Below are 18373 nucleotides of genomic sequence, written 5' to 3'. Positions count from 1 at the left end.
TTCACAAAAGCCGCACAAACTATCGCATACCCAATTTGCTGAAGCGTCGAAAGACGGTTCGGTACCCGAATTTCTTGACGACCATAGAGCATTGGAACCACCTGATCCCATCCCGAACTCAGAAGTGAAACGATGCATCGCCGATGGTAGTGTGGGGTTTCCCCATGTGAGAGTAGGTCATCGTCAAGATTAAATTCCGAAACCCCTATCTGCGTATGCAGGTAGGGGTTTTGTTTTGCTCGCAGGAAAATCTGACTTTTAGGGTTTCTATGCAACTGCTCGGCGCATGGCTATCATGCGGGCCTCATTGTGAGGCGAGACTTGCATGCTGACGTTGTTAAAGCTTCTTAAGGATGGCCGATTCCATTCGGGCCAGGCCCTGGGCGTCGCCTTGGGTGTCAGTCGTAGCGCTGTATGGAAGCAGCTTCAGCATTTGGAGGCTGAGCTCGGCTTATCCATTCATAAAGTGCGCGGTCGCGGCTATCAGCTGGCTGCGCCATTGACGCTGCTTGACCCTGTCGAGATATGCGCGCGTGAGCCTTCCTGTGAGTGGCCCATCCTGGTCCTCGACTCAATTGACTCTACCAATGCTGAAGCCTTGCGCGCTATCGAGCGTGGCCAGGTCGCGCCCTTTCTGGTGCTCGCCGAGCGGCAGACGGCTGGTCGCGGACGGCGTGGACGCAAGTGGGTGAGTCCGTTCGCAGAAAACATCTATTACAGCCTGGTGTTGCGCATTGAGGGTGGGATGCGGCAGCTGGAAGGCTTGAGTCTAGTTGTTGGGCTCGCCGTACTGCAGGCCTTGCGAGAGCTTGGTATTTCAGGCGCGGGGTTGAAGTGGCCCAATGATGTTCTGGTTGGTCAGAAAAAAATTGCTGGAATATTGCTCGAATTAGTGGGCGATCCTGCAGATGTGTGTCACGTAGTGATCGGTGTCGGGATCAATGTGAACATGCAGATGACTGATGAGGTTGACCAGCAGTGGACGTCCATGCGGCTCGAGTCGGGCAAGGCGGTTGATCGCAATCACCTGGTCGCGAAGTTGGGGGTGATGCTCCAGGCCTACTTGAGTCGCCACCAGATCGGCGGATTTCAGGCTATCCGGGCGGAGTGGGAGCAAAATCATCTATGGCAGGGGCGCGCTGTGTCGTTGATTGCTGGAGCTAGTCAGATAGATGGAGAGGTGTTGGGTATCGATGGTCGGGGTGCCTTGCGCTTGAAGGTAGGTGGCGTGGAAAAAGTCTTTAATGGTGGTGAGCTCAGCCTGAGGTTGCGTGATGATTCTTGAGCTCGATTGTGGAAACAGTTTCATCAAGTGGCGTGTGCTCGGCGCGGATGTCGGGCGGGTGGTTGGTGAGGGGGTCGTTGATTCGGATCTCGCGCTGCTTGGGAGCTTGAAGGGGCTCAAGGGGCTCGCTCTCAAGTATTGCCGGTTAGTGAGCGTCAGAACCGCTGAAGAAACCGGAGCCTTGATCTCTTTGTTGACAGAGGCTTTCGGTGTTTCCGTGGTGTGCGCCACACCGGCTCGCGAAATGTCCGGGGTTCGTAATGGCTATGAAGAGTTCGAGCGGCTAGGACTTGATCGCTGGCTTGCAATGCTCGGAGGATTTCACCTGGCTTCAGGTGCTTGTCTGGTGCTCGACTTCGGTACCGCAGTCACTGCTGATTTTGTCGCTAGGGATGGCGAGCATCTTGGAGGGTTCATCTGTCCGGGAATGCCCTTAATGCGTAACCAGTTGCGTACTCATACCCGTAGAATCCGCTATGGCGACCTTGCTGCCGAGCGCGCTTTGGAGAGTCTTGTTCCTGGGCGTACTACCGTCGAGGCGGTCGAGCGAGGTTGCTTGCTGATGTTGAGGGGCTTTGTTAAGGCTCAGCTAGAGTTGGCGCGCAGCTATTGGGGGGAGGATTTCGCTGTATTCCTCACAGGAGGAGATGCTGGTCTGGTCTCCGAGATTGTGCCTGAGGCCAGGGTGGTTCCAGATCTGGTGTTTGTAGGGTTGGCTATGGCGTGTCCCTTGTCTTGAGGTTTTTATGCGTTGGTTGTTCCTGCTACTGCTTGTTCTCAATGTGTTCTATTACGTCTGGCATCAACAGGAGGCTCCGCTTCGCGCGAAGGATGTGACCCCCTTGAGTTTGTATCGGGGTTCTCAGCAGGACATTCGTTTGTTGAGCGAGGCGACTGATGCGACCCGAGACAAAGGAAAATCCTCGCAAACGGAAAGCAGTTGTCTCTATCTGGGTGGTTCTGCCCGGCAGGAAGTCGCTCAGGCAATCGAGCATCGATTGAGTGGCATGGACATCAAGTTTCAATCCTTGCCGAAGGATCTCCCTGAATATGCGGGTTACTGGGTGCGTGTGGCGCCGGAAAGCCGGCGTTTGCTGGATGACTTGCAGTTGCAAAGCCTTTCTAAAGAATTCAATGAGTTAAAACATAAAATAATGCCGTGTGAGGGGGTTGCACCTGTCGAATAGTTTGCATAGAATGGCGCCCGCTTCGCAGTGAAGACCTTTTAAAGGTTGACGGTGCGAAGCGAGGTCAACGCAGCTAACCTCAGGTTTTTAATGAGAAAATGCTTGACAGAAGGCTGGCATAGTATAGAATGCCGGCTCGCTTAGGAGGGGTTCCCGAGCGGCCAAAGGGATCAGACTGTAAATCTGACGTCTACGACTTCGAAGGTTCGAATCCTTCCCCCTCCACCATTTTTAGCGAGAGCTGCAAGCTCCGCGGGTATAGTTTAGTGGTAGAACCTCAGCCTTCCAAGCTGATGATGCGGGTTCGATTCCCGCTACCCGCTCCAGGTTTGCAGGTCCTGCAAAGTGTTACGCTCTTGTAGCTCAGTTGGTAGAGCACACCCTTGGTAAGGGTGAGGTCAGCGGTTCAAATCCGCTCAAGAGCTCCATATGACAAGGCAGATATGAAAATATCTGCCTTTGTTTTAATGGCTTGTAGATGCGCGTTGTTGCCTGAGAGGGTGTTGTGCATCTTCGGTGCTGGTGTGCATGACCAGGATCGATGAGTAAATTGTTGTAAAGTCTTTTTCGGGCCGGCATAATGGTCGGCCTGATTTTGTTTTAGGTCAGTAGCTCAATTGGCAGAGCGACGGTCTCCAAAACCGTAGGTTGGGGGTTCGATTCCCTCCTGACCTGCCAGATTCACCAGGTGTGTCTGGCTTTCTTTTCACAGGATCTTCATAGATGACTCCTAAAGCTGAAGCTCAAGGCTCTCGCTTCGATCTGCTCAAGTGGCTGGTAGTGGTTGCTTTGGTGATTGTTGGCGTTGTTGGCAATCAGTATTACTCTGCTTCGCCGATCCTGTACCGCGTGCTCGCTTTGCTGGTCATTGCTGCTGTAGCTGCCTTTGTAGGCCTGCAGACGGTTAAGGGCAAGTCTTTCTTTGTACTGGTTAAGGAAGCGCGCACCGAGATTCGTAAAGTCGTTTGGCCAACTCGCCAAGAAACTACGCAGACCACGTTGATCGTTGTGGCTGTTGTTCTGGTTATGGCGTTGCTGTTGTGGGGGCTTGATTCCCTGCTCGGTTGGCTTGTTTCCTTGATCGTCGGCTAAGGGTGTCCCGTGGCTAAGCGTTGGTACGTTGTGCATGCTTACTCCGGTTACGAGAAGCATGTCATGCGTTCGTTGATCGAGCGCGTAAAGCTGGCTGGCATGGAAGATGGCTTCGGCGAAATTCTGGTTCCCACTGAAGAAGTGGTTGAAATGCGTAATGGCCAGAAGCGCAAAAGCGAACGCAAATTCTTCCCTGGTTATGTGCTGGTTCAGATGGATATGAACGAGGGTACTTGGCACTTGGTCAAGGATACTCCTCGGGTGATGGGCTTCATCGGTGGTACTGCCGACAAGCCTGCACCAATCACAGATAAAGAAGCAGAAGCGATTCTGCGTCGCGTTGCTGATGGTAGCGACAAGCCGAAGCCGAAGACGTTGTTCGAGCCGGGTGAGTCGGTACGTGTCAACGACGGGCCGTTTGCCGATTTTACCGGCACGGTTGAAGAGGTTAACTACGAAAAGAGCCGGATCCAAGTGGCGGTGCTCATTTTCGGTCGCTCTACTCCGGTAGAGTTGGAGTTCAGCCAGGTCGAAAAGGTCTAGCTGAGCAAGCATCCCAACCCCGCAGCCCTAGGCTGTGGGGTTTTGTCGTCACTGGGATAAACGCGCAAGTAACCGGGGAGCCTTTCGAGGCGTTTGAACCCGTAATTGGAGTGCCTCATGGCCAAGAAGATTACCGCTTACATCAAGCTGCAAGTGAAGGCCGCTCAGGCTAACCCAAGCCCACCTGTTGGTCCTGCTCTGGGTCAGCACGGCGTGAACATCATGGAATTCTGCAAGGCTTTCAACGCCCGTACTCAGGGTCTTGAACCAGGTCTGCCGACTCCAGTGATCATCACTGTCTACAGCGACCGTAGCTTCACGTTCGAAACCAAATCCACCCCTGCTTCGGTTCTGCTGAAGAAGGCTGCTGGTCTGACTAGCGGTTCCGCTCGTCCGAACACCGTTAAGGTTGGCACTGTGACTCGTGCTCAGCTGGAAGAAATCGCGAAAACCAAAAACGCGGATCTGACTGCAGCTGATATGGAAGCAGCCGTGCGTACTATCGCCGGTTCTGCTCGTAGCATGGGCCTTAACGTGGAGGGTGTGTAATGGCTAAGCTGACCAAGCGTCAAAAGGCTATCGCCGGCAAAATCGAAGCAGGCAAGGCCTACAACTTTGTAGACGCTGCTGCTCTGCTGTCCGAGCTGTCGACTGTCAAGTTCAGCGAGTCGTTCGACGTAGCTGTGAACCTGGGTGTTGACCCGCGTAAATCCGACCAGGTCGTTCGTAGCGCTACCGTGCTGCCGCACGGTACCGGCAAGACCGTTCGCGTTGCTGTGTTCACTCAGGGTCCAGCTGCCGAGGCCGCTCTGGCTGCCGGCGCTGACCGTGTAGGTATGGACGACCTGGCTGCCGAAATGAAAGGCGGCGACCTGAACTATGACGTAGTGATCGCATCCCCGGATGCAATGCGCGTTGTAGGTCAGTTGGGTCAGATCCTCGGTCCACGTGGTCTGATGCCTAACCCTAAAGTCGGCACTGTAACTCCAGACGTAGCTACCGCGGTTAAAAACGCCAAGGCTGGTCAGGTTCGTTATCGCACCGACAAAAACGGCATCATCCACACTTCCGTTGGCAAAGTCGGCTTCGATGCCGTCAAGCTGAAGGAAAACGTTGAAGCCCTGATCGCTGATCTGAAGCGTATCAAGCCAGCTTCCTCGAAAGGTATTTACGTCAAGCGCGTTACCCTGAGCACTACTATGGGCCCAGGTCTGGTCATCGACCAGGGTTCGCTCGACGCGTAAGACGCAGGTTGGCGCAAGTAATTGCGCCAATTGAAAGATTGGGGTCCCTGCCTGGCGGGGGCTATCCAAGACCGTAGGCGACGCAAGTCTTAAACCTCAAGCCTACGCAGATGGTGCTCCCGGTTCCTTACCGAATCAGACACCAAAACGACATCCGGTTTCGACTGGATGAAACGGTAACAAGCAGGAGTTAAACCCGTGGCAATTAAACTCGAAGACAAGAAGGCCATCGTCGCTGAAGTCAACGAGGCTGCCAAAGTCGCTCTGTCCGCTGTCGTGGCTGATGCCCGTGGCGTAACAGTAGGCGCGATGACCGGACTCCGTAAAGAGGCTCGTGAAGCTGGCGTTTACGTACGTGTCGTACGTAACACCCTGCTCAAGCGCGCTGTTGCTGACACTGAATTCAGTGTCCTCAACGACGTGTTCACCGGCCCTACCCTGATTGCTTTCTCCAAAGAACATCCAGGCGCTGCTGCCCGGATCTTCAAAGAGTTCGCCAAGGGTCAGGACAAGTTCGAGATCAAGGCAGCTGCGTTTGATGGCAAGTTCCTTGCCGCTAACCAGATCGACGTGTTGGCTACCCTGCCGACTCGCGACGAAGCTATTGCGAAACTGATGAGCGTGATCCAAGGCGCTACCAGCAAGCTGGCTCGTACCCTGGCAGCCGTTCGCGACCAGAAAGAAGCTGCTGCTGCCTAAGGCACAGCGAGACCTTTCAAAATCATATGTTTAATTTGATGGCTGCGTAAGCTGTCACCCCAATACAGGATTCAAGTCATGTCTCTGACTAACGAACAAATCATCGAAGCAATCGGCCAGAAAACCGTTCTGGAAGTTGTTGAGCTGATCAAAGCAATGGAAGAAACCTTCGGCGTTACCGCTGCTGTTGCTGCTGCTGGTCCAGCTGCTGCTGCCGCTGTTGTTGAAGAGCAAACTGAATTCAACGTCATGCTGACCGAAGCTGGCGAGAAGAAAGTTAACGTGATCAAGGCTGTACGTGAACTGACCGGTCTGGGCCTGAAAGAAGCCAAGGCTGTAGTTGACGGCGCTCCTGCCATGGTTCTGGAAGCTGTTGCCAAAGACGCAGCTGACAAAGCCAAAGCAGCTCTGGAAGAAGCAGGCGCTAAAGTCGAGCTGAAGTAAGCATCGACTTTGCTCCTCCAGCCCGAGCGTTAAGCGAAAGGCTGATGGCTGGTGGCTCTTGCCACCGGCCTTTTTCCGTTATTGGCAGCCGACTGGGTCGGTGCTGGTAACGAGCTGTATCCACCCGATGTGGTGGCGCAAACCATGGGGTTTGCACGATTTTCTGGCTGCTCCCGTCGGGAGGGGCCAAACAAGCAGGTGACCAAGCTGGGGAACGCTGATGGCTTACTCATATACTGAGAAAAAACGTATCCGCAAGGACTTTAGCAAGTTGCCGGACGTCATGGATGTGCCGTACCTCCTGGCCATCCAGCTGGATTCGTATCGTGAATTCTTGCAAGCGGGAGCGACTAAAGATCAGTTCCGCGACGTGGGCCTGCATGCGGCCTTCAAATCCGTTTTCCCGATCATCAGCTACTCCGGCAATGCTGCGCTGGAGTACGTCGGTTATCGCCTGGGCGAACCGGCATTTGATGTCAAAGAATGCGTATTGCGCGGTGTAACTTACGCCGTACCTTTGCGGGTAAAAGTGCGCCTGATCATTTTCGACAAAGAATCGTCGAACAAAGCGATCAAGGACATCAAAGAGCAAGAAGTCTACATGGGTGAAATCCCCCTGATGACTGAGAACGGTACCTTCGTAATCAACGGTACCGAGCGTGTAATCGTTTCCCAGCTGCACCGTTCCCCGGGCGTGTTCTTCGACCACGACCGTGGCAAGACGCACAGCTCCGGCAAACTGCTGTACTCCGCGCGCATCATTCCTTACCGCGGTTCGTGGCTGGACTTCGAGTTCGACCCGAAAGACTGCGTATTCGTGCGTATCGACCGTCGTCGCAAGCTGCCTGCATCGGTACTGCTGCGCGCGCTGGGCTATACCACTGAAGAAGTGCTGGACGCGTTCTACACCACCAATGTCTTCCACGTGCAGGGTGAAAACCTCAGCCTGGAACTGGTGCCTCAGCGCCTGCGTGGTGAAATTGCTGTCCTCGATATTCAGGATGACAAAGGCAAGGTTATTGTCGAGCAGGGTCGTCGTATCACCGCTCGCCACATCAACCAGCTGGAAAAAGCCGGGATCAAAGAGCTGCAAGTGCCTCTGGACTACGTCCTGGGTCGCACTACCGCCAAGGTCATCGTGCATCCGGCTACCGGCGAAATTCTGGCAGAGTGCAACACCGAGCTGAACACCGAAATCCTGGCAAAAATTGCCAAGGCAGGCGTTGTTCGCATCGAAACTCTGTACACCAACGATATCGACTGCGGTCCGTTCGTCTCCGACACCCTGAAGATCGACTCCACCAGCAACCAACTGGAAGCGCTGGTCGAGATCTATCGCATGATGCGTCCAGGCGAGCCGCCAACCAAGGACGCTGCCGAGACACTGTTCAACAACCTGTTCTTCAGTCCTGAGCGCTATGACCTGTCTGCGGTCGGCCGGATGAAGTTCAACCGTCGTATCGGTCGTACCGAGATCGAAGGTTCGGGCGTGTTGTGCAAAGAAGACATCGTCGCGGTTCTGAAGACTCTGGTCGATATCCGTAACGGTAAAGGCATCGTCGATGACATCGACCACCTGGGTAACCGTCGTGTTCGCTGCGTAGGCGAAATGGCCGAGAACCAGTTCCGCGTTGGCCTGGTACGTGTTGAGCGTGCGGTCAAAGAGCGTCTGTCGATGGCTGAAAGCGAAGGCCTGATGCCGCAAGACCTGATCAACGCCAAGCCAGTGGCTGCGGCGGTGAAAGAGTTCTTCGGTTCCAGCCAGCTGTCCCAGTTCATGGACCAGAACAACCCGCTGTCCGAGATCACCCACAAGCGTCGTGTCTCTGCACTCGGCCCTGGCGGTTTGACTCGTGAGCGTGCTGGCTTCGAAGTCCGTGACGTACACCCGACTCACTACGGTCGTGTATGCCCGATTGAAACGCCGGAAGGCCCGAACATCGGTCTGATCAACTCCCTGGCCGCCTATGCGCGCACCAACCAGTACGGCTTCCTCGAGAGCCCGTACCGCGTGGTGAAAGACGCTCTGGTCACCGACGAGATCGTGTTCCTGTCCGCCATCGAAGAAGCTGATCACGTGATCGCTCAGGCTTCGGCCACGATGAACGACAAGAAAGTCCTGATCGACGAGCTGGTAGCTGTTCGTCACTTGAACGAGTTCACCGTCAAGGCGCCGGAAGACGTCACCTTGATGGACGTATCGCCGAAGCAGGTAGTTTCGGTTGCTGCGTCGCTGATCCCGTTCCTCGAGCACGACGACGCCAACCGTGCGTTGATGGGTTCGAACATGCAGCGTCAAGCTGTACCAACCCTGCGTGCTGACAAGCCGCTGGTAGGTACCGGCATGGAACGTAACGTGGCTCGCGACTCCGGCGTTTGCGTCGTGGCTCGTCGTGGCGGCGTGATCGATTCCGTCGACGCCAGCCGTATCGTGGTTCGTGTTGCTGATGATGAAGTTGAAACCGGCGAAGCTGGTGTCGACATCTACAACCTGACCAAGTACACCCGCTCCAACCAGAACACCTGCATCAACCAGCGTCCGCTGGTGAGCAAAGGTGATCGGGTTCAGCGCAGCGACATCATGGCCGACGGTCCGTCCACCGATATGGGTGAACTGGCTCTGGGTCAGAACATGCGCATCGCGTTCATGGCATGGAACGGCTTCAACTTCGAAGACTCCATCTGCCTGTCCGAGCGTGTTGTTCAGGAAGACCGTTTCACCACGATCCACATCCAGGAACTGACCTGTGTGGCGCGTGACACCAAGCTTGGGCCAGAGGAAATCACTGCAGACATCCCGAACGTGGGTGAAGCTGCACTGAACAAGCTGGACGAAGCCGGTATCGTTTACGTAGGTGCTGAAGTAGGCGCAGGCGACATCCTGGTAGGTAAGGTCACTCCGAAAGGCGAGACCCAACTGACTCCGGAAGAAAAACTGCTGCGTGCGATCTTCGGTGAAAAAGCCAGCGACGTTAAAGACACGTCCCTGCGTGTGCCTACCGGCACCAAGGGTACTGTCATCGACGTGCAGGTCTTCACCCGCGACGGCGTTGAGCGTGATGCTCGTGCACTGTCGATCGAGAAGACTCAACTCGACGAGATCCGCAAGGACCTGAACGAAGAGTTCCGTATCGTTGAAGGCGCCACTTTCGAACGTCTGCGTTCCGCTCTGGTCGGCCACAAAGCCGAAGGCGGCGCCGGCCTGAAGAAAGGTCAGGAAATCACCGACGAAGTTCTCGACGGTCTTGAGCACGGCCAGTGGTTCAAACTGCGCATGGCTGAAGATGCTCTGAACGAGCAGCTCGAGAAGGCTCAGGCCTACATCGTTGATCGCCGCCGTCTGCTGGACGACAAGTTCGAAGACAAGAAGCGCAAGCTGCAGCAGGGCGATGACCTGGCTCCAGGCGTGCTGAAAATCGTCAAGGTTTACCTGGCAATCCGTCGCCGCATCCAGCCGGGCGACAAGATGGCCGGTCGTCACGGTAACAAGGGTGTGGTCTCCGTGATCATGCCGGTTGAAGACATGCCGCACGATGCCAATGGCACCCCGGTCGACGTCGTCCTCAACCCGTTGGGCGTACCTTCGCGTATGAACGTTGGTCAGATCCTTGAAACCCACCTGGGCCTCGCGGCCAAAGGTCTGGGCGAGAAGATCAACCGGATGGTCGAAGAGCAGCGTAAGGTTGCTGAACTTCGCACCTTCCTGGACGAGATCTACAACCAGATCGGCGGTCGTAACGAAGATCTGGATAGCTTCTCCGACCAGGAAATCCTGGATCTGGCGAAGAACCTGCGTGGCGGCGTTCCAATGGCCACTCCAGTGTTCGACGGCGCCAAGGAAAGCGAAATCAAGGCCATGCTGAAACTGGCAGACCTGCCAGAAAGCGGCCAGATGCAGCTGACCGACGGCCGTACCGGCAACAAGTTCGAGCGCCCGGTTACTGTTGGCTACATGTACATGCTGAAGCTGAACCACTTGGTAGACGACAAGATGCACGCTCGTTCTACCGGTTCGTACAGCCTGGTTACCCAGCAGCCGCTGGGTGGTAAGGCGCAGTTCGGTGGTCAGCGTTTCGGGGAGATGGAGGTCTGGGCACTGGAAGCATACGGTGCTGCTTACACTCTGCAAGAAATGCTCACAGTGAAGTCGGACGATGTGAACGGCCGGACCAAGATGTACAAAAACATCGTGGACGGCGATCACCGTATGGAGCCGGGCATGCCCGAGTCCTTCAACGTGTTGATCAAGGAAATTCGTTCCCTCGGCATCGATATCGATCTGGAAACCGAATAACACGTGACGCGAATCGAGAGCGGGGCAGGATTGCCCGCTCTCTGCTCCGCCAGGAGGAAAGGCCTTGAAAGACCTACTGAATTTGCTGAAAAACCAGGGTCAAGTCGAAGAGTTCGACGCCATCCGTATTGGATTGGCATCGCCTGAGATGATCCGTTCGTGGTCGTTCGGTGAAGTTAAAAAGCCGGAAACCATCAACTACCGTACGTTCAAACCTGAGCGTGACGGTCTGTTCTGCGCCAAGATCTTTGGCCCGGTAAAGGATTACGAGTGCCTGTGCGGTAAGTACAAGCGCTTGAAGCACCGTGGTGTGATCTGCGAGAAGTGCGGCGTTGAAGTCGCGCTGGCAAAAGTTCGTCGTGAGCGCATGGCGCACATCGAACTGGCTTCGCCGGTTGCCCACATCTGGTTCCTGAAATCGCTGCCGTCCCGTATCGGCTTGCTGATGGACATGACCCTGCGTGATATCGAGCGCGTTCTCTACTTCGAGAGCTATGTCGTTATCGATCCAGGCATGACCACCCTTGAAAAGGGTCAGCTGCTCAACGACGAGCAGTACTTCGAAGCGCTGGAAGAGTTCGGCGACGATTTCGATGCCCGCATGGGTGCCGAAGCTGTCCGTGAACTGCTGCACGCTATCGACCTGGAACACGAGATTGGCCGCCTGCGTGAAGAAATTCCGCAAACCAACTCCGAAACCAAAATCAAGAAGCTGTCCAAGCGTCTGAAGTTGATGGAAGCCTTCCAGGGTTCCGGCAACCTGCCAGAGTGGATGGTGCTGACCGTTCTGCCGGTTCTGCCGCCAGATCTGCGTCCACTGGTCCCATTGGATGGCGGTCGTTTCGCGACTTCCGACCTCAACGATCTGTATCGTCGAGTGATCAACCGTAACAACCGTTTGAAGCGCCTGCTTGATCTGTCCGCTCCGGACATCATCGTGCGCAACGAAAAGCGTATGTTGCAGGAAGCCGTCGACGCACTGCTCGACAACGGTCGTCGTGGCCGCGCTATCACTGGTTCCAACAAGCGTCCTCTGAAATCCCTGGCTGACATGATCAAGGGTAAGCAAGGTCGTTTCCGTCAGAACTTGCTCGGTAAGCGTGTTGACTACTCCGGTCGTTCGGTAATTACCGTAGGTCCGACCCTGCGTCTGCACCAGTGCGGCCTGCCGAAGAAGATGGCTCTCGAGCTGTTCAAACCGTTCATTTTCGGCAAGCTGGAAATGCGTGGTCTTGCTACCACCATCAAAGCGGCCAAGAAGATGGTCGAGCGCGAGCTGCCAGAGGTTTGGGACGTTCTCGCTGAAGTGATTCGCGAACACCCGGTTCTCCTCAACCGTGCACCGACCCTTCACCGTCTGGGTATCCAGGCGTTTGAACCGGTACTGATCGAAGGTAAGGCTATCCAGCTGCACCCTCTGGTCTGTGCTGCGTACAACGCCGACTTCGACGGCGACCAAATGGCCGTGCACGTACCGCTGACGCTGGAAGCCCAGCTGGAAGCGCGTGCGTTGATGATGTCGACCAACAACATTCTGTCGCCAGCCAACGGTGAGCCAATCATCGTTCCTTCGCAGGACGTTGTATTGGGTCTGTACTACATGACTCGTGAAGCGATCAACGCCAAAGGCGAAGGTCGTGTGTTCGCGGATCTGCAGGAAGTTGACCGTGTGTTCCGTGCCGGCGAAGCCGCACTGCACGCCAAGGTCAAGGTGCGGATCAACGAAACCGTGAACGATCGTGATGGCGGCAGCGTGACCAACACTCGTATCGTCGACACTACCGTCGGTCGTGCGCTGTTGTTCCAGGTTGTGCCAAAAGGTCTGTCCTTCGACGTCGTCAACCTGCCGATGAAGAAGAAAGCGATCTCCAAACTGATCAACCAGTGCTACCGCGTGGTTGGTTTGAAAGAGACCGTGATCTTCGCTGACCAGTTGATGTACACCGGTTTTGCCTATTCGACCATCTCCGGCGTTTCCATCGGTGTTAACGACTTCGTTATCCCGGATGAAAAAGCCCGCATCATCGGTGCCGCCACCGACGAAGTGAAAGAGATCGAAAGTCAGTACGCCTCCGGCCTGGTAACCCAGGGCGAGAAGTACAACAAAGTGATCGACCTTTGGTCCAAGGCGAACGACGAAGTTTCCAAGGCGATGATGGCCAACCTCTCGAAAGAGAAAGTCATCGACCGTCATGGCGTCGAAGTCGACCAGGAATCCTTCAACTCGATGTACATGATGGCTGACTCGGGCGCACGGGGTTCTGCTGCGCAGATCCGTCAGCTCGCCGGTATGCGTGGCCTGATGGCCAAGCCGGACGGTTCCATCATCGAAACGCCAATTACTGCGAACTTCCGTGAAGGTTTGAGCGTACTTCAGTACTTCATCTCTACTCACGGTGCTCGTAAAGGTCTGGCGGATACCGCGTTGAAAACTGCGAACTCCGGTTACCTGACTCGTCGTCTGGTAGACGTGGCGCAGGATCTGGTTGTGACCGAGATCGATTGCGGCACCGAACATGGCCTGGTAATGACTCCGCACATTGAAGGCGGTGACGTTGTTGAGCCGTTGGGTGAGCGCGTATTGGGTCGTGTCATTGCCCGTGACGTATTCAAGCCAGGTACTGAGGAAGTTATCGTTCCTGCCGGCACTCTGGTAGACGAGAAGTGGGTCGAGTTCATCGAGCTGAACAGCATCGACGAAGTGATCGTGCGCTCGCCGATCAGCTGCGAAACCCGCTACGGCATTTGCGCCAAGTGCTACGGCCGTGACTTGGCTCGTGGTCACCAGGTGAACATCGGTGAAGCGGTCGGCGTTATCGCTGCCCAGTCCATCGGTGAGCCGGGTACCCAGCTGACCATGCGTACGTTCCACATCGGTGGTGCGGCAAGCCGGACCTCCGCAGCCGACAGCGTTCAGGTGAAGAATGGCGGTACCGTCCGTCTGCATAACCTGAAGCACGTTGAGCGAGTGGACGGTTGCTTGGTTGCTGTGTCCCGTTCCGGTGAGCTGGCAATCGCTGATGACTTCGGTCGTGAGCGTGAGCGCTACAAGCTGCCGTACGGTGCTGTGATTTCGGTTAAAGAAGGTGACAAGGTCGACGCTGGCGCAATCGTGGCCAAGTGGGATCCGCACACTCACCCAATCGTTACCGAAATGAAAGGTACCGTGACCTACGTGGGCATGGAAGAAGGCATCACGATCAAGCGTCAGACTGACGAATTGACCGGTATGACCAACATTGAAGTACTTGACGCCAAAGACCGTCCAGCTGCCGGTAAAGATATCCGTCCTGCTGTGAAGATGGTTGATGACAACGGCAAGGATCTCTTGCTGCCGGGTACCGACGTAATTGCTCAGTACTTCCTGCCTGCTAACGCCCTGGTCGGTGTAGCGGACGGTGCGAAAATCGCGATCGGTGATGTTATCGCTCGTATTCCGCAAGAGACTTCGAAGACCCGTGACATCACCGGTGGTCTGCCGCGTGTTGCCGACTTGTTCGAAGCCCGTCGTCCGAAAGAAGCCTCGATTCTGGCTGAAGTCAGCGGCACCATCGCGTTCGGTAAAGAGACCAAAGGCAAGCGCCGTCTGGTTATCACCCCGAACGACGGTAGCGATCCGTACGAAGAGCTGATTCCGAAGTGGCGTCACCTGAACGTCTTCGAAGGCGAACAGGTAAACCGCGGCGAAGTTATCTCCGACGGTCCGAGCGATCCACACGACATCCTGCGTCTGCTGGGTGTGAGTGCGCTGGCCAAGTACATCGTGAACGAGATCCAGGACGTTTACCGTCTGCAAGGCGTGAAGATCAACGACAAGCACATCGAGACCATCCTGCGTCAGATGCTGCGTAAAGTTGAGATCGCTGAATCCGGCGATTCCAGTTTCATCAAGGGCGACCAGATGGAATTGACTCACGTGTTGGTAGAGAACGAGCGTCTGAGCAATGAAGACAAATTTGTCTCCAAGTTCACTCGCGTTCTGCTGGGTATCACCAAGGCGTCGTTGTCCACCGAATCGTTCATCTCGGCGGCTTCCTTCCAGGAAACCACTCGCGTACTGACCGAAGCGGCGGTAACCGGCAAGCGCGATTACCTGCGCGGCCTGAAAGAAAACGTGGTCGTGGGTCGTCTGATCCCGGCCGGTACCGGTCTGGCTTATCACAGCGAGCGCAAGCGCCGCCGTGATGCTGACAAACCGTTGCGCGTGAGCGCCAGTGAAGTGGAAGCTGCACTGACCGAAGCGCTGAACTCGAGCGGTAACTGAGTTCTGCGGTAGTAAATGAGTGCAGGCCCTGATCGCTCCGTTCATCCAGTCGAGACAATTTGTCGAGGTTGGATGGGGGGAGAGGTCGGGGCCTTGCCTTGACTGGGGACAAGATCCTCTTTAGACTCTTGTACCCCTAAATTTGGCGGGGATTCGTTCCTGCCATTTTGCTTTTCTTGCAAGACAATAGCGTCGCAAGACAACAGTGGAGCTAGTAGATGGCAACTATCAACCAGCTGGTACGTCAGCCGCGTAAGCGTATCGTCGAGAAATCCGACGTGCCTGCGCTGCAGAACTGCCCGCAACGTCGTGGCGTATGCACCCGTGTGTATACCACTACGCCGAAAAAACCTAACTCGGCACTGCGTAAAGTATGCCGTGTGCGTCTGACCAACGGTTTCGAGGTTTCCTCGTACATCGGCGGTGAAGGCCACAACCTGCAAGAGCACAGCGTGGTACTGATCCGCGGCGGTCGTGTAAAAGACTTGCCAGGTGTTCGTTACCACACCGTTCGCGGCTCTTTGGATACTTCCGGCGTTAAAGGTCGTAACCAAGGTCGTTCGAAGTACGGTACCAAGCGTCCGAAGTAATAGTCGCTTGCAGCAAAAAACCGATTTCTATTTTTCTGAGTCGATAAGAGTAAGGTCGGAGGCGTCCCGAAAGGGCACCGATTCCGAGCGAACCTGAAGACCGTTTGAGGGCTTATCCATGCCAAGAAGACGCGTAGCAGCCAAGCGCGAAGTGCTTGACGATCCAAAATACGGAAGCCAAATCCTGGCCAAGTTCATGAACCACGTGATGGAAAGCGGCAAAAAAGCCGTTGCCGAGCGTATCGTTTATGGCGCGCTGGAAAAGGTTAAAGAACGCAAGAACAGCGACCCCCTGGAAATCTTCGAGAAAGCTCTCGACGCCATCGCTCCGCTGGTCGAAGTAAAGTCGCGCCGTGTAGGCGGTGCTACTTACCAGGTTCCGGTCGAAGTTCGTCCGTCCCGTCGTAACGCGCTGGCAATGCGCTGGTTGGTAGACTTCGCCCGTAAGCGCGGCGAGAAGTCTATGGCTCTGCGTTTGGCTGGCGAACTGTTGGACGCTGCTGAAGGTAAAGGTGCTGCTGTTAAGAAGCGTGAAGACGTGCACCGTATGGCTGAAGCCAACAAGGCTTTCTCGCACTACCGCTTCTAATTTTAGCTTCACTAATTTTGCGAGGGCTTTATGGCTCGTACTACTCCGATTAGCCGCTACCGTAACATCGGTATCGTTGCTCACGTGGATGCTGGTAAAACCACCACCACCGAGCGCGTCCTTTTTTACACTGGCAAAAGTCACAAAATGGGCGAGGTGCATGATGGCGCCGCGACCACAGACTGGATGGTGCAGGAGCAGGAGCGTGGTATTACCATTACTTCTGCTGCTATCACCGCCTTCTGGAAAGGTTCTGAGAAGCAGTACTCGCACGAACACCGTTTCAACGTTATCGATACCCCGGGCCACGTAGACTTCACTATTGAAGTTGAGCGCTCCCTGCGCGTACTCGACGGCGCTGTCGTTGTGTTCTGCGGTACTTCGGGTGTTGAGCCTCAGTCGGAAACCGTATGGCGTCAGGCCAACAAGTACGGCGTTCCACGTCTTGTTTACGTAAACAAGATGGACCGTGCTGGCGCTAACTTCCTGCGCGTGATCGGTCAGATCAAGCAGCGTCTGGGTCACACTCCGGTGCCAATCCAGTTGGCTATCGGTTCCGAAGACAACTTCCAGGGTCAGATCGATCTGATCAACATGCAAGCTGTCTACTGGAATGACTCTGACAAGGGTATGGTCCCTGTTCGTAAGGACATTCCTGCCGAGCTGCAAGAGCTGGCTGAAGAGTGGCGCAGCAACATGGTCGAGGCTGCGGCCGAAGCCAACGAAGAGCTGATGAACAAGTATCTCGAAGGGGAAGAGCTCTCCATCGCGGAAATCAAGGCCGCTCTGCGTCAGCGTACTATCGCTGGTGAGATCGTTCTGGCTGTTTGCGGTTCTTCCTTCAAGAACAAGGGTGTTCCCCTGGTTCTCGACGCCGTTATCGACTTCCTGCCTGCTCCAACCGACATTCCTGCTATCAAGGGTTCCAACCCGGATAACGAGGAAGAGGAAATGGAGCGTCATGCAAGCGACGACGAGCCTTTCGCGGCTCTGGCGTTCAAGATCGCTACCGACCCATTCGTGGGTACCTTGACCTTTGTTCGGGTTTACTCGGGCGTGTTGGCCTCCGGCGACGGTGTGATCAACTCGGTAAAAGGCAAGAAAGAGCGCGTGGGTCGTATGGTGCAAATGCACGCAAACGCCCGTGAAGAAATCAAGGAAGTACGCGCTGGTGACATCGCGGCCTTGATTGGCATGAAGGACGTCACCACTGGTGAAACTTTGTGCAACGCTGACAAGCCAATCATCCTGGTTCRCATGGACTTCCCGGAGCCGGTTATTTCGGTTGCCGTAGAGCCTAAGACCAAGGATGACCAGGAAAAAATGGGTATCGCTCTGGGCAAACTTGCTCAGGAAGACCCGTCTTTCCGCGTCAAAACTGATGAAGAGACTGGTCAAACGATCATCTCCGGCATGGGCGAGCTGCACCTGGACATCCTGGTTGACCGGATGCGCCGTGAGTTCAACGTCGAAGCCAACATCGGTAAGCCTCAAGTTTCGTACCGTGAGCGCATCACGAAGAGCTGCGAAATCGAAGGCAAGTTCGTTCGTCAGTCCGGCGGTCGTGGCCAGTTTGGTCATTGCTGGATCCGTTTTGCACCTGCTGACGAAGGTCAGGAAGGTCTGCAATTCCTGAACGAAGTAGTGGGTGGTGTGGTTCCTAAGGAATACATCCCGGCTATCCAGAAGGGTATCGAAGAGCAGATGAAGAACGGTGTTGTTGCCGGCTATCCGCTGATCGGCCTGAAGGCTACCGTGTTTGATGGTTCTTACCACGACGTCGACTCGAACGAGATGGCGTTTAAGGTGGCTGCTTCCATGGCGACCAAGCAACTGGCCCAGAAGGGTGGTGGTGAGTTGCTCGAGCCGATCATGGCGGTAGAGGTTGTTACGCCTGAAGACTATATGGGTGACGTGATGGGCGACCTTAACCGTCGTCGCGGCATGATTCTGGGTATGGAAGATACGGTTTCCGGTAAAGTAATTCGTGCCGAGGTTCCGTTGGGCGAGATGTTCGGTTATGCGACCGACGTTCGTTCCATGTCTCAGGGTCGCGCAAGCTACTCTATGGAATTCAAAAAATACAATACGGCTCCGTCGCACATCGTCGAAACCGTTACCAAAAAACAAGGCTGATTCAGT

14 protein-coding genes, 4 tRNA genes and 1 rRNA gene are annotated in these 18373 nt (G+C 55.3%); all 19 read left to right on the top strand.

Features of this window, described 5'->3' with window-relative positions; translation table 11 throughout:
• Nucleotides 1–73 precede the first annotated feature (73 nt).
• The 19 genes from rrf to fusA all read left to right on the top strand — a co-directional run bounded on the left by rrf (nt 74) and on the right by fusA (nt 18367).
• A 5S ribosomal RNA gene (rrf, locus tag AC1D2Q_RS22770) occupies nt 74–189 on the top strand.
• Between the two features lie 136 nt (nt 190–325).
• Nucleotides 326–1285 carry a bifunctional biotin--[acetyl-CoA-carboxylase] ligase/biotin operon repressor BirA gene (gene birA / locus AC1D2Q_RS22765; protein ID WP_477814605.1) on the top strand — a complete coding sequence of 320 codons (960 nt, stop codon included), beginning with the start codon at nt 326–328 and terminating at the stop codon, nt 1283–1285.
• Nucleotides 1275–2024 carry a pantothenate kinase gene (locus tag AC1D2Q_RS22760; RefSeq protein WP_477814604.1) on the top strand — a complete coding sequence of 250 codons (750 nt, stop codon included), beginning with the start codon at nt 1275–1277 and terminating at the stop codon, nt 2022–2024. Before birA ends, AC1D2Q_RS22760 begins: the two co-directional genes overlap by 11 nt.
• Before the next feature lie 7 nt (nt 2025–2031).
• Entirely contained in the window at nt 2032–2472 is a 441-nt protein-coding gene (locus AC1D2Q_RS22755; protein WP_477814603.1) for a hypothetical protein, read from the top strand.
• Between the two features lie 143 nt (nt 2473–2615).
• Nucleotides 2616–2700, top strand: a tRNA-Tyr gene (locus tag AC1D2Q_RS22750).
• 24 nt (nt 2701–2724) lie between these two features.
• A tRNA-Gly gene (locus AC1D2Q_RS22745) sits at nt 2725–2798 on the top strand.
• A 26-nt stretch (nt 2799–2824) separates the two neighbouring features.
• Nucleotides 2825–2900 (top strand) — tRNA-Thr (locus AC1D2Q_RS22740).
• A 174-nt stretch (nt 2901–3074) separates the two neighbouring features.
• A tRNA-Trp gene (locus AC1D2Q_RS22735) sits at nt 3075–3150 on the top strand.
• Between the two features lie 45 nt (nt 3151–3195).
• The gene (secE, locus tag AC1D2Q_RS22730; RefSeq protein WP_007933728.1) at nt 3196–3564 is read left to right on the top strand and encodes a preprotein translocase subunit SecE; all 369 of its coding nucleotides are present in this window, start codon (nt 3196–3198) and stop codon (nt 3562–3564) included.
• Nucleotides 3565–3573: 9 nt separating this feature from the next.
• The gene (gene nusG / locus AC1D2Q_RS22725) at nt 3574–4107 is read left to right on the top strand and encodes a transcription termination/antitermination protein NusG (protein WP_007933727.1); all 534 of its coding nucleotides are present in this window, start codon (nt 3574–3576) and stop codon (nt 4105–4107) included.
• A gap of 117 nt (nt 4108–4224) precedes the next feature.
• Nucleotides 4225–4656, top strand: a complete 432-nt coding sequence (gene rplK, locus AC1D2Q_RS22720; RefSeq protein WP_007933726.1) for a 50S ribosomal protein L11 — start codon at nt 4225–4227, stop codon at nt 4654–4656.
• Entirely contained in the window at nt 4656–5351 is a 696-nt protein-coding gene (gene rplA / locus AC1D2Q_RS22715) for a 50S ribosomal protein L1 (protein WP_007933725.1), read from the top strand. Before rplK ends, rplA begins: the two co-directional genes overlap by 1 nt.
• A gap of 198 nt (nt 5352–5549) precedes the next feature.
• Nucleotides 5550–6050 carry a 50S ribosomal protein L10 gene (gene rplJ / locus AC1D2Q_RS22710; RefSeq protein WP_018925653.1) on the top strand — a complete coding sequence of 167 codons (501 nt, stop codon included), beginning with the start codon at nt 5550–5552 and terminating at the stop codon, nt 6048–6050.
• A 78-nt stretch (nt 6051–6128) separates the two neighbouring features.
• Entirely contained in the window at nt 6129–6494 is a 366-nt protein-coding gene (gene rplL / locus AC1D2Q_RS22705; RefSeq protein ID WP_018925654.1) for a 50S ribosomal protein L7/L12, read from the top strand.
• A gap of 220 nt (nt 6495–6714) precedes the next feature.
• Nucleotides 6715–10788 (top strand): DNA-directed RNA polymerase subunit beta, encoded by a 4074-nt coding sequence (gene rpoB, locus AC1D2Q_RS22700; protein WP_018925655.1) that lies wholly within the window; start codon nt 6715–6717, stop codon nt 10786–10788.
• Between the two features lie 64 nt (nt 10789–10852).
• Complete coding sequence (gene rpoC / locus AC1D2Q_RS22695) at nt 10853–15052, top strand: DNA-directed RNA polymerase subunit beta' (RefSeq protein ID WP_007933713.1); 4200 nt, start codon at nt 10853–10855, stop codon at nt 15050–15052.
• 218 nt (nt 15053–15270) lie between these two features.
• On the top strand, nt 15271–15642 hold the full coding sequence (rpsL, locus tag AC1D2Q_RS22690; RefSeq protein ID WP_003186084.1) for a 30S ribosomal protein S12: 372 nt from the start codon (nt 15271–15273) through the stop codon (nt 15640–15642).
• A gap of 118 nt (nt 15643–15760) precedes the next feature.
• The gene (gene rpsG / locus AC1D2Q_RS22685; protein ID WP_002555493.1) at nt 15761–16231 is read left to right on the top strand and encodes a 30S ribosomal protein S7; all 471 of its coding nucleotides are present in this window, start codon (nt 15761–15763) and stop codon (nt 16229–16231) included.
• A gap of 30 nt (nt 16232–16261) precedes the next feature.
• Nucleotides 16262–18367: an elongation factor G gene (fusA, locus tag AC1D2Q_RS22680; protein WP_477814602.1), complete on the top strand. Its 2106-nt coding sequence runs from the start codon at nt 16262–16264 to the stop codon at nt 18365–18367.
• Nucleotides 18368–18373 lie beyond the last annotated feature (6 nt).

The sequence above is a fragment of the Pseudomonas sp. P1_A1 genome (assembly GCF_056406935.1).
Note: the sequence above shows the minus strand (reverse complement) of the source record. Positions and strands in the feature narration are given on the sequence as shown.